We start from the raw sequence: 12,200 nt of genomic DNA on the forward strand, positions 1-12,200 counted from the left end.
TTTACCTGACCGGCAGTCAGGCACGCCCGCTCCGGCCGCGGAGGATTCACAACTGGCACACACCTCGGGGTCCGGACCTACGGAGCCCGTCACGGCGGGCCCGGCGGAGCCGATCAAGAGCCAAGGGGCCTCGGTCGAGAAGGCCGGCATCCAGCATTCCGACCCAATCCCGCGTCTTCACTTTTCTCGCACACCCCCTCGCCGGACCATCCACGTTTCGGTTTCATAAATCCTTCGAACCCGCCACAAGCCGCTTGCGGGATATTGATATGACTGTTCGTCAATATCCGATTTATTCCCTGCATACGATCCGTGAGCCTCCGTCAGAGCGGCGGGGTCATGTGCAGGGAGTGGATGTGTACGGACGCATATCGGGGGGCCGTGGGCGGTTGGTGCCGCCGGGCGCCCGGGGGTGAGCGCCGTTGTGGCGCTCGCCGTGTCGGTGTCACTGCTGGCGGGGACGGAGGACGCGCTGGCCGCGCCGAAGCCGGACAAGTCCGGTCAGGCGCAGGGCACCAAGTGGGCCACCGAGGCTGCTGACATCCCGTCGGCGCGGGTCGCGGCCCGGCTGTCCGGGCAGCGGGTGGAGGCGCTGTCCGAGCGGACCGAGACGTCGACGACGTGGGTGAACAAGGACGGCTCGCTGACCAGCGAGCTGTTCGCCGGGCCGGTGCGCTTCCAGCGCGACGGCCGGTGGACGGACGTCGACCTGGCGCTGCAGCGGCAGCCGGACGGCTCGGTCGCGCCCAAGGCTCACCCGGGCGCGCTGAAGCTGGCCGCCCCGGGCGGCACCCGGGCACGCTCGCTCGCCGACTCGCAGTCCGGCCAGGGCGAGGACCGCACCCTGGTGACCCTCGGCGAGGGCGACCAGCAGGTCGAGCTGCGGTGGAAGGGCGGCCTGCCCGCACCCGAGCTGGACGGCACGAAGGCCACCTACAAGGACGCGATCAGCGACGGCGCGGCCGATCTGGTGGTGGAGGCCACCCGCACCGGCTTCGAGCAGTACACCGTCCTCAAGCAGCGCCCGACGGCGGCCGGTTACTCCTACACGATGCCGCTGAAGGTCAAGGGGCTCAAGGCAGAGGCGCAGGCGGACGGCAGCGTGCTGTTCACCGACAGGAAGACCGGTGAGAAGCGGGCCGTGCTGCCCGCGCCGGTGATGTGGGACTCCGCCGTCATCGCGGAGGGCTCGCGCGAGCACGCCAACCGGGCGAAGGTCGACCTGAAGGTCGTCCAGCACGGCGACAGCATCGACCTGGTGTTCGCTCCCGACGCGGCGTTCCTCACCGACCCGAACACCCGGTACCCGGTCACCGTCGACCCCTCGACGATCGCGCTGGGCAACGTGTTCGACACCCGGGTGCAGAAGGGCGAGAGCGTCGACTGGTCGGCGGACACCGAGCTGTACTGGGGCAACCCCGGCACCAAGAACGCCGACGGCTCCTCCCGCGAGGCCCGCGCGTTCATCAACTGGAACACCGCGCCGATCGCGGACGCGCTGATCACCAACGCGACCGTGTCGCTGTGGAACTTCCAGTCCGGCAACAGCGACTGCGCCGGCTACGCCTGGGACGTCTACGACACCTCGCTCGCCTCCACCGCCTCACGGTGGACCCTGCAACCCTCCTGGAACTCCAAGCAGGCGACGTCGACGGAGACCGCGGGCCGCACCGGCTGCCAGAACGACGGCTGGATCAACGCCGACGTCACCAACCTCGTGCAGAGCTGGACCTCCGCGAAGAACCCCACGTCCGGCATGGGCCTGCGCGCCCCGGACGAGAGCAGCACCAAGTACTGGAAGGAGGTCAACTCCTCCGAGGCCGGCTCGAACGTGCCCAAGCTGACGGTCACCTACAACTACCGCCCGCGCACCGGCACCGACCAGCAGGCCGGCTCCCCCTTCTACAAGGACGGCAACGGGACCTGGTGGGTCAACTCCACCACCCCGACGCTGCGCGACACCTTCGTCGACCCGAACAACGACAAGGTCGACGGCACCTTCCAGGTCTTCGACAACGACAGCGGCGCGCAGGTCGGCAACGTACTGGTCTCCCCGTACGTCGCCTCGGGCCAGCCCGCCTCGGTGACCGTCCCCGCGGGGCTGCTGACCAACGGCAAGACCTACCGGTTCCGCACCTCGCCCTACGACGGCCTGCACTACAACACCACGTGGTCGCCGTGGGCGTACTTCACCGTCGACACCGCCGCGCCCTCCGCGCCGTCCGCGATCACCTCGACCGACTACCCCTCCGGGCAGTGGGTCAAGGGCGCCGGGCAGTCCGGCGTGTTCACCCTGACCCCGCCCGCCGGTGACCAGAGCGCCCTGGAGTGGACGCTCGACGGCGCCACCTGGACCAAGGTGGCCACCGGGGGCTCCACCGCCCCGGTCAACCTGACCGTCACCCCGGACAAGGCCGGCACGCAGACCCTGCAGGTCCGCGCCGTCGACAAGGCCGAGAACAAGTCCGAACCCGTCACCTACACCTTCCGGGTCGGGGCCGGCGGCGTGACCGCGCCCAACGACGGCACCCGCACCGCCGCCCGCCTCCCGCTGGTCGCCGAGGCCGACGCCGCCAAGTACAACGCCGTCAGCTTCTCCTGGCGCCGCTCGGACGCCGACGCCTGGACCACGATCCCGGCCTCCGACGTCACCAACGCGGGCAGCGCGGTCAGTTGGCCCGTCGCGCTGAACAGCGGCAAGAGCCCGTCGCTGACCTGGAACGCCACCAGCACCGTCAACCCCGACGGCACCGTGCAGGTCCGCGCCGACTTCACCGGCCCGAACAACGCCGCCGTCTCCTCCGAGGGCATCAAGGCCGTCGTCGACCGCAAGGCGACGGGAGCTGCGACCCAGCAGGTCGGCCCCGGCACGCTCAACCTGCTCACCGGTGACCTCACCGTCTCGGCCACCGACGCCTCGTTCTTCGGCCTGACCGTGGGCCGCACCAGTACCTCGCGCGACCCGAAGGCCGCCGCGAACAAGGACGGCCAGGCGCCGATCTTCGGCCCCAACTGGACCTCCGGCGTGGCCTCCGAGGTCTCCCAGTCCGGTTACACCGAGATCCGCAAGACCTCGAACACCTCGCTGGACGTGGTCCTCACCGAGGGCGACACCATCGGCTTCACTGCCAACGCGGCGGGCAACGGCTGGGTGCCCGAGCCGGGCAGCGAGGCACTGACCCTGCGCGGGTCCTTCGCCTCCGGCGACTTCACCCTCTCCGACACCGACGGCACGGTGACCACCTTCGCCAAGGTCGACCCGGCGGCCACCACCTGGACGGTGACGTCGAGCCTGCTGGACGGTCTGGCCAACTCGACCACCACCGTCGTCTCCGAGAAGACCGTGGTGGGCGGCAAGACCCTGGCCCGGCCGAAGTACCTGATCGCGCCGACCTCCGCCGCCACCGCGGCCGCCTGCACGGCCGCCCCGTCCACCAAGGGCTGCCGCGTCCTACAGTTCGTCTACGCCACCACGACCACCGCCACCGGCAACACCAACGGCACCGACTTCGGCGACTTCACCGGCCAGCTCTCCACCATCAAACTGTGGGCCACCGCCCCCGGCGCGACGGCCGCCACCGCCACCGACGTCGCCACCTACCGCTACGACCTGGCGGGCCGACTGCGCCAGACCTGGGACCCGCGCCTGGGCACGAGCGCCAAGACCCAGTACTCGTACATCGAGGGCGCCGCCTCCGACGGCGCGCTGTACGCGGTCCTGCCGCCCGGCGTCAACGGCGGCTACCACATGGCCTACGGCAACATCGCGGCCAACCCGGCCGCCGGTGACGGCATGCTCACCAAGGTGTGGACCAACACCCTCACCCCCGGCACCACCGCCACCGTCAACGGCACCGCCACCACCACGATCGTGTACGGCGTGCCCACCAGCGGCACCAAGGCCCCGAGGACCTGTCCGCCACCGCCGGCGCCACCTGGGGCCAGAGCGACCTGCCCACCGACGCCACCGCGGTCTTCCCCGCCGACCAGATCCCCGCCTCCAACAGCGGTGCCGATCTGAACACCGGCGACTACACCCGGGCCACTGTCCACTACCTCAACGCCTCCGGTCGCCAGGTCAACACCGCCGCCCCCGGGCACCGCCTCACCACCACCGAGTACGACAAGTGGGGCAACGGCGTCCGCACGCTGACCGCCGCCAACCGCGAACTCGCCCTCGGCACCACCGACGCGGCCAAGGCCCAGCTCGCCGACCTCGGCATCAACAACCTGCCCAGCGGCGAACGCGCCCGCCTGCTGTCCACCACCAGCGTGTACAGCGCCGACGGCCAGCGCGAGACGGAGAATTCCGGCCCGCTGCACCGCATCACCCTTGCCGCCGACGTGATCTCGGGCGGGGCGACGGTCGCCAAGGCCGGCACCCAGACCGTCGCCCGCACCCGCACGGTGAAGACCTACGACGAGGGCCGCCCCACCGACGGGACCGCCAAGGTCAAGGACCAGGTCACCACCACCGTCACCGGCGGCGCCCTGCGCGCCTGGCCCGAGGTGTTCGCCGAGACCCGCACCGACAAGTCCGTCTTCGACTGGACGCTGGGTGTCGCCACCCAGCAGATCCAGGACGCCGGCGGGCTGAACCTCACCACCACCACCGGCTATGACGCCCAGGGCCGCGTCACCTCCCGGCAACTGCCCAAGTCGACCGGTACGGACGCGGGCACCACCCGCACCACCTACTGGTCCGCCGCCGGCACCGGCACCTGCGCCGGCCGCCCCGAATGGGCCGACTTGGAGTGCCAGACCGGCCCGGCCGGCGACATCACCGGCGGCGGCACCAACCCGGTCCAACTGCCCGTCAAGACCGTCCAGTACGGGCTGTTCGGCCAGACCACGCAGACCGACGAGACCGCCAACGGCCTCACCCGCACCACCACCATCACCCCCGACGCGGCCGGACGACCGGTGACCACCACCGTCAGCGGTGGCCTCGGCACCGCCGTCCCGGCCGTCACCACCACCTACGACCCGGCCACCGGAGCCGTCACCAAGCAGACCTCCACCGGCGGCGGCACGATCACCAAGGCGTACGACGCACTCGGCCGCCTCATCTCCTACACCGACGCCGACGGCGCGACCACCACCACCGAGTACGACGCCCTCAACCGGCCCACCAAGGTCACCGACAGCGTCCCGTCCACCACCACCTACACCTACGACACCGCCATCGACCCGCGCGGCCTGACCACCTCGGTCACCGACTCGGTCGCCGGCACCTTCACCGCCCGCTACGACGCCGACGGCACCGCCGTCACCCAGGGCATGCCCGGCGGCTACACCCTGACCGACCGCCGCGACCCCTCCGGCACCACCGTGGGCCGCTCTTACACCCGCGACAGCGACGGCACCGTGCTGGTCTCCGACGGCATCACCGAGACCGTCCAGGGCCAGTGGGCCACCCACACCGGCACCCCCGGCGTCACCGCGGCCCAGACCTTCGCCTACGACAAGGCGGGCCGCCTCACCACCGTCCAGGACACCTCCCCCGACGCCGTCTGCACCACCCGCGGCTACGGCTTCGACAACAACACCAACCGCACCACCCTCGCCACCGCCGTCGCCGCCCGCGGCACCGACTGCACCACCACCGGAGCCACCACCCAGACCAACACCCACGACAGCGCCGACCGCCTGGTGAACTCCGGTCACACCTACGACGCCTTCGGCCGCACCACCGCCCTGCCCGGCTCCACCGTCGCCTACTACACCAGCGACCTCGTCCAGCAGCAGACCACCGGCACCAACCGCCAGACCTGGACCCTCGACTCCCACCAGCGCTTCCGCTCCTGGACCGCCGAGACCAACAACTCCGGCACCTGGACCACCAACCTCACCAAGACCAACCACTACGGCTCCGACAGCGACAACCCCCGCTGGGTCGGCGACAACCTCGCCAACTACACCCGCAACGTCACCGGCATCACCGGCGACCTCGGCGCCACCACCACCAACACCGGCCTGACCACCCTCCAACTCGCCAACCTGCACGGCGACATCACCCTGCAACTCCCCCTCAACGGCACCGCCCCCACCGTGCTCGACTACGACGAGTACGGCAACGGCCGCACCGGACAGACCACCACCCGCTACGGCTGGCTCGGCACCAAGCAGCGCTCCACCGAAACCCCCAGCGGCCTCACCCTCATGGGCGTCCGCCTCTACAGCCCCACCACCGGCCGGTTCCTCTCCATTGACCCGGTCCACGGTGGCAACGCCAACGCCTACGACTACGTCCACGCCGACCCGCTCACCAAGTACGACCTCGACGGACGCTGGTGTCTGGTCCGGAACAAGGGCGGCGGCTGCTGGGGAGCCACGACCTGGAAGAACAACAAGCAGACCATCATCACCGGTGTGGCGACCACTGTCGTGACCGGCGGCTGCCTGATCGCCACCGGAGGCGCCGGCTCGGCCGCCTGCCTGTGGGCCGGCGGGGCGGTGGGCGGGGCCATCGGCTACCGGTACGGTGTCGACGAGAACCGGACCTGGCGGGGCTACGCCGCCGCGTCGACCGTCAACGCGGTGCTGACCCGTTACGGAGGCGGTTCCGCCAAGAACGTCTGGAGCCGCTGGGTGTCGCCCTTCTTCAGGGGCCCGGGCCTGCACCGCGGGCGATGGGGCTTCTGACCCCCGGGCACGGAACCGCCGGCCGAAAATGATGTGACCCCGTAACAGACGGCGGCGGGGCGGACCGGTCGAGAACCGGTCCGCCCCACCGCCCACCACCCCACCAACCGAGAACGGGACGCCAGGTGCGACACACGAAAATCGTCAAGATAGCCATCGGCCTTCTCGCCTACGCGGCGCTCGCGGGCCTCACGCTCTTCCTCGCGGGCCGGGTCCCCGGCGACTCGACCACAGGCACCACGATCCGGGCCGCCGCCGGCGGCGTCCTCGCAGTCGGCGCAATCCAGTTCGCCCGCCACGTGGCCCGCACCCTGCGGTCGGACCGCGAGGAGTCATAACGAGACCCGGATTCCTCCGCCGCACCCCACCGACACCGTACGACGGCCCGGCGGCCGGACGGGACGGGCGACGGGCGGGGTCCTCGCCAGGAGCGCGGGGTCCGGCCGGCAGTGGGCATCGGAGGCCAGGTGGAACTCCGACGGCGCCACCGGGGCCGCCAAGATGGTGGTCGAGGGCAACGTCGTGTACGACAACAGGAACACCGTCCCCAGCGCCGTCAGCGGATTCACCAGGATCACCGACGGGCACGGCATCATCGTCGACTCCACCGAGAACCGGGACTTCCGGGGCGCCCCGCTCCACCAGACCCCCTACGCCGGCCGGACGCTGATCCGGAACAACGTCAGGCGAACACCGTCGTCGTCCCCGGCCCCGGCGAAGTGGCAGTGCACGCCCCGGCCGGCGCCGACTTCCGCCTCTCCCCGGCAGCCCCGCGATCGACGCCGGCACCACCGCGGGCGCCCCCGCGACCGACGCCGACCTGCTCCCCCGCGACACCCGCCCGGACCTCGGCGCCTACGAGCACCGCTGACCCGGGCACCCCGGCCCGGCCGTCCGGGGCGCTCCGGGCGGCGGCCTAGAATCGACGCCATCATGACTGCCACTCTCGTCGTCAAGGACCTCGCCGCCGGCCACGGCGAGCGCACGCTGTTCTCCGGGCTGGACCTGGTCGTCGCCCCCGGGGACGTGATCGGCCTGGTCGGGGTGAACGGCGCCGGGAAGTCGACCCTGCTGCGGCTGCTGGCCGGGCTGGACACCCCGGAGGGCGGCTCGCTCAAGCTCAGCCCGCCGACCGCGAACGTCGGGCACCTGCCGCAGGAGCCGGAGCGCCGGGAGGGCGAGTCGGTGCGCGACTTCCTGGCCCGCCGCACCGGCGTCGCGGCGGCCCAGGCGGCGCTGGACGAGGCCACCGAGGGCCTGGTGGAGGGCCGGCCCGGCGCGGACGACGCGTACGCGGTGAGCCTGGACCGCTGGTTGGAGCTGGGCGGCGCGGACCTGGAGGAGCGGGCGGAGGAGGTCGCCGGCCAGCTGGGCCTCAAGGTCTCGCTGGACCTGCCGATGACGGCGCTGTCCGGCGGCCAGGCGGCCCGCGCGGGCCTGGCCTCGCTGCTGCTGTCGCGCTACGACGTGTTCCTGCTGGACGAGCCCACCAACGACCTGGACCTGGACGGCCTGGAGCGCCTGGAGGCGTTCGTGAAGGGCCTGCGCGCGGGCACCGTGCTGATCAGCCACGACCGCGAGTTCCTGGCCCGCACCGTGACCAAGGTGCTGGAGCTGGACCTGCACCAGCAGCAGGTGAACCTGTACGGCGGCGGCTACGACGCGTACCTGGAGGAGCGGGCGATCTCCCGCCGGCACGCCCGCGAGCAGTACGAGGAGTTCGCGGACACCAAGGCGGGCCTGGAGGCCCGGGCCCAGATGCAGCGCAACTGGATGGAGCACGGCGTCCGCAACGCCCGGCGCAAGGGCGGCGACAACGACAAGAAGGCCCGGGCGCAGCGCGCCGAGTCGACCGAGAAGCAGGCCGCGAAGGCCCGGCAGACCCAGCGGATGATCGAGCGCCTGGACGCGGTGGAGGAGCCCCGCAAGGAGTGGGAGCTGCGGATGGAGATCGCCGCCGCGCCGCGCTCCGGCTCGGTGGTGGCGACGCTCCGGCAGGCCGCCGTCCGGCGCGGGGACTTCGCGTTCGGGCCGGTGGACCTCCAGATCGACTGGGCGGACCGGGTGGCGATCACCGGCGCGAACGGCGCGGGCAAGTCGACGCTGCTGGCGGCGCTGCTGGGCCGGCTGGAGCTGGACGCGGGCAGTGCGGCGCTCGGCTCGGGCGTGCTGGTCGGCGAGGTGGAGCAGGCCCGCGGGCACCTGTTCGGCGGCGACGCCGGGCGTCCGCTGCTGGAGGCGTTCGCCGCCGCCGTGCCGGACCTCGCCCCGGAGGAGGTCCGCACCCTGCTGGCCAAGTTCGGCCTGAAGGCGGTGCACGTGCTGCGCCCCGCCGCGACGCTCTCCCCGGGCGAGCGGACCAGGGCGGCGCTGGCCCTGCTCCAGGCCCGCGGGGTGAACCTGCTGGTGCTGGACGAGCCGACCAACCACCTGGACCTGCCGGCGATCGAGCAGTTGGAGTCGGCGCTGGCCTCGTACACCGGCACCCTGCTGCTGGTCACCCACGACCGCCGGATGCTGGACACCGTGCAGGTGAACCGGCGGCTGGTGGTCGCGGACGGGAAGGTCTCCGAAGCCTGAGACGGGCCCGGGGCCTGGCGCAGCGCCCGGTCGCTTTGGGCCGGTTCTTGCCGGGGACCCGACGGCGTCTTCCGCCCGGGTGCGCCGTGTGCTGTGCTGGCGCGCATGGTTGACCGAGCTTCCGCCCCGGCGCCGTCCCACCCGACGGCGCCGCTGCACCCGATGAGCGTGCCCGCCCACGAGGCGGCCGACCGCTGCCGGGCCTTCCACCAGGTGATGGCCCGGCGCCGCACCGTGCGCGACTACGCGAGCCGCCCGCTGCCCGAGGGGGTGCTGGAGTGGGCGGTCCGGACGGCGGCGACCGCGCCGAGCGGCGCCCACGTGCAGCCGTGGCGGTTCGTGGTGGTCACCGATCCGGAGCGCAAGCGGCGGCTGCGGGAGGCCGCGGAGGCGGAGGAGCGGGAGTTCTACGCGCACCGGGCGTCCGAGGAGTGGCTGGCGGCGCTGGCGCCGATCGGCACCGACTGGCGCAAGCCGTTCCTGGAGGACGCGCCCGCGGTGATCGTGGTGTTCGAGGTGCACAAGGGCCCGAACTCGCCGCGTCCGTACTACACCAAGGAGTCGGTGGGCATCGCGGTCGGCTTCCTGCTCGCGGCCCTGCACCAGGCGGGCCTGGCCACGCTGACCCACACGCCCAGCCCGATGCGCTTCCTCAACGAGGTGTGCGACCGTCCGCCGGAGGAGCGCGCCGCGTACGTCATCCCGGTCGGCTACCCGGCCGAGGACGCCCGGGTGCCGGACCTGGTCCGCAAGCCGCTGGACGAGGTGCTGGTGCAGCTCTGAGCCGCCGCCCGCCGGGGTGGTGCGCCGGGGTGGTGCGCCCGGGTGGTGGAGGGGATATCCGCTGGTCGGCGCGTTGCCGGATGGCGCATACTCCGTCCATGAGTCACTCCACCGACGCACCTGACAACGTTGCGCGACCGCTCACCGCGGGCCGCCCGCCCGAGCTGCTGCCCCTCGGCGGCGGCGCGCACCTGCGCCGCCGCCGGGTGGCGGACGCCGCCGGGCTGAACGCCGCGGTGATCGCCAACCTGGACCACCTGCGTCCGTGGATGCCCTGGGCCCGGCAGGCGCCGACCCTCGCGGAGAGCGAGCAGCTCTCGGTGGCCGGCGAGGCGGCCTGGGAGCAGGGCACCGACTTCCTGTACCTGCTCGGCCTGGACGCGGACCCGGCCGCGGTGATCGGCGGCTTCGGCCTGCACGGCCGGATCGGCCCGGGCGCGCTGGAGATCGGCTACTGGGTGCACCACGGGCACACCGGCCGCGGCCTGGCCACCGCCGCCGCCCGCGCGCTCACCTCGGCCGCCCTCGCCCTGCCGGGCATCACCCGCGCCGAGATCCACTGCGACGAGTCGAACGCCGCCAGTGCCGCCGTGCCGCGCAGGCTCGGCTACGTCCTGGACCGGATCGAGCCGGCGGCCCCGACCGCCCCGGCCGAGACCGGCCGCAAGATGATCTGGCTGACCGGGGCCTGAGCGCCCGCCGGGGCGCGCGACGAGGGGACGGCCCGGCGGGCCGTCCCCTCCGGCGTTCCGGGAGCGGACCCGCGGCCGTCCGTCGGCGCTCAGCGGTGGGCGAGCCGTTCGATCAGCGTCTGCCAGCCGTCCGCGAGCAGGGCCCCGAGGTCCTCCTCCGCGCAGCGGCCGGCGGCCGGGGCGGTGGGGGGCAGGTCGGCGACCAGGAAGAGCAGCGGGGGGCCCTCCAGGGCGCTGGCGAGCTGGAGGGCGAGGGTGTCGAGGTCGGGGAGGCCGAGGGCGGCCTGGGCGAGCAGCATCCGGATGTGCGGGCGGGAGAAGTTGGGGCCGACGGCGGGCGGGACGGGGCCCTTGCGCTCGAAGGCGGCGCGGGCGATGTGGTGGCGCTCCAGCAGGAAGCGGGTGCGGGCGCGGCCGTAGGCGATCAGCCGGTCGACCGGGTCGCCGCCGGGGCCGAGCGGGGGCGGGCCGGACAGCACCTGGCACTGGAAGCGCTGCTCCTCGGCGTCGAGCAGGGCGCGGAAGATCCCGGCCCGGGTGCCGAAGCGGCGGAAGACGGTGCCCTTGCCCAGCCCGGCGCGTTCGGCGAGGCCGTCCATGGTCAGGTGGTCCGCCCCGAGTTCGGCGATCATCGCGCGGGCGGTGCAGAGCAGCACCTCGCGGTTGCGGGCCGCGTCCGCGCGTTCGGTGGGGGGTTTCCCGAAGGGGACCAGGGGGCTGTCCATGCCGCCAATTTACCCGGCGGGAGAAACGGGGTAAAGTCCGTTTATGTCGAGTGCGGCGCCTCCCGGCCCGCACCTGCGCCCTGCCGCGCCCGCCCGCCCGCGCCACCGCCCTCCCGGCGGGACGCGAACCGAGGAGTACTGTCATGCACCTGTTCCGCCTGGACGCCAGCATCCTGCCCGGCACCTCGACCAGCGCCGAGCTGGCCACCGCCGCCGAGACCGAGTGGACCGCCACCCACCCCGACGGCACCGTCACCCGCCGCAACCTGGGCACCGACCCGCTGCCCGGCGACGCCTGGACGCACGCCACCCTGGCCGCCTTCACCCCCGAGGACCAGCGCACCCCGAGCAGCGGGAGGCCGCCGCGCTCGGCGCCTCGCTGGCCGAGGAGCTGCGCGCCGCCGACGCCGCGATCATCGCCGTGCCGCTCTACAACTGGGGCGTCTCCCAGCACTTCAAGACCTGGGTCGACCTGGTCATCGCCGCCGCCGGCCCGACCACCGAACTGCTCAAGGACAAGCCGGTCCTCCTGGTCGCCTCGTTCGGCGGCGGCTTCGCCGCCGGCACCCCCCGCGAGGGCTGGGACCACTCCACCCCCTACGTCGAGCGCATCCTGCGCGACGTCTGGGGCGCCGACCTGACCACCGTCCGCCGCGAACTCACCATGGCCGCCGCCAACCCGGCGATGGAGAGCCTGCGCGACCTGGCCGCCGAGTACCACGCCCAGGCCCTGGACGCCGCCGCCACCGCCGGCAAGAACCTGGCCCGCGCCTGA

At 72.9% G+C, this 12,200-nt stretch carries 7 protein-coding genes and 1 pseudogene; 7 read left to right on the forward strand and 1 reads right to left on the reverse strand.

Annotated elements, in window-relative coordinates; genetic code table 11:
• Positions 1 to 436 precede the first annotated feature (436 nt).
• The 6 genes and pseudogenes from QMQ26_RS38225 (at position 437) to QMQ26_RS08890 (ending at position 10,700) form a co-directional block, all read left to right on the forward strand.
• A pseudogene (locus QMQ26_RS38225) lies at positions 437 to 6,645 on the forward strand (DNRLRE domain-containing protein).
• A gap of 125 nt (positions 6,646 to 6,770) precedes the next feature.
• Positions 6,771 to 6,983 carry a hypothetical protein gene (locus tag QMQ26_RS08875; protein ID WP_100835627.1) on the forward strand — a complete coding sequence of 71 codons (213 nt, stop codon included), beginning with the start codon at positions 6,771 to 6,773 and terminating at the stop codon, positions 6,981 to 6,983.
• Between the two features lie 437 nt (positions 6,984 to 7,420).
• On the forward strand, positions 7,421 to 7,516 hold the full coding sequence (locus QMQ26_RS38230; protein ID WP_404814162.1) for a choice-of-anchor Q domain-containing protein: 96 nt from the start codon (positions 7,421 to 7,423) through the stop codon (positions 7,514 to 7,516).
• A 62-nt stretch (positions 7,517 to 7,578) separates the two neighbouring features.
• On the forward strand, positions 7,579 to 9,225 hold the full coding sequence (locus QMQ26_RS08880; RefSeq protein WP_282205331.1) for an ABC-F family ATP-binding cassette domain-containing protein: 1,647 nt from the start codon (positions 7,579 to 7,581) through the stop codon (positions 9,223 to 9,225).
• Positions 9,226 to 9,330: 105 nt separating this feature from the next.
• On the forward strand, positions 9,331 to 10,008 hold the full coding sequence (locus QMQ26_RS08885; protein ID WP_282205332.1) for a nitroreductase family protein: 678 nt from the start codon (positions 9,331 to 9,333) through the stop codon (positions 10,006 to 10,008).
• 98 nt (positions 10,009 to 10,106) lie between these two features.
• On the forward strand, positions 10,107 to 10,700 hold the full coding sequence (locus QMQ26_RS08890) for a GNAT family N-acetyltransferase (protein WP_159073033.1): 594 nt from the start codon (positions 10,107 to 10,109) through the stop codon (positions 10,698 to 10,700).
• 89 nt (positions 10,701 to 10,789) lie between these two features.
• On the opposite strand, the gene QMQ26_RS08895 is transcribed toward QMQ26_RS08890, so the two are convergent.
• Complete coding sequence (locus tag QMQ26_RS08895; protein WP_199846950.1) at positions 10,790 to 11,425, reverse strand: TetR/AcrR family transcriptional regulator; 636 nt, start codon at positions 11,423 to 11,425, stop codon at positions 10,790 to 10,792.
• Positions 11,426 to 11,648: 223 nt separating this feature from the next.
• On the opposite strand from QMQ26_RS08895, the gene QMQ26_RS08900 reads away from it, so the two are divergent.
• On the forward strand, positions 11,649 to 12,200 hold the full coding sequence (locus QMQ26_RS08900) for an NAD(P)H-dependent oxidoreductase (RefSeq protein ID WP_282205333.1): 552 nt from the start codon (positions 11,649 to 11,651) through the stop codon (positions 12,198 to 12,200).

This window comes from Kitasatospora fiedleri, assembly GCF_948472415.1.
Taxonomy (GTDB): domain Bacteria; phylum Actinomycetota; class Actinomycetes; order Streptomycetales; family Streptomycetaceae; genus Kitasatospora; species Kitasatospora fiedleri.

Excerpts from the sequence above, each read along its gene's own strand:
- QMQ26_RS08880 (WP_282205331.1), top strand. The coding sequence starts at position 7,579 with ATGACTGCCACTCTCGTCGTCAAGGACCTCGCCGCCGGCCACGGCGAG.
- QMQ26_RS08885 (WP_282205332.1), top strand. The coding sequence starts at position 9,331 with ATGGTTGACCGAGCTTCCGCCCCGGCGCCGTCCCACCCGACGGCGCCG.
- QMQ26_RS08890 (WP_159073033.1), top strand. The coding sequence starts at position 10,107 with ATGAGTCACTCCACCGACGCACCTGACAACGTTGCGCGACCGCTCACC.
- QMQ26_RS08895 (WP_199846950.1), bottom strand. The coding sequence starts at position 11,425 with ATGGACAGCCCCCTGGTCCCCTTCGGGAAACCCCCCACCGAACGCGCG.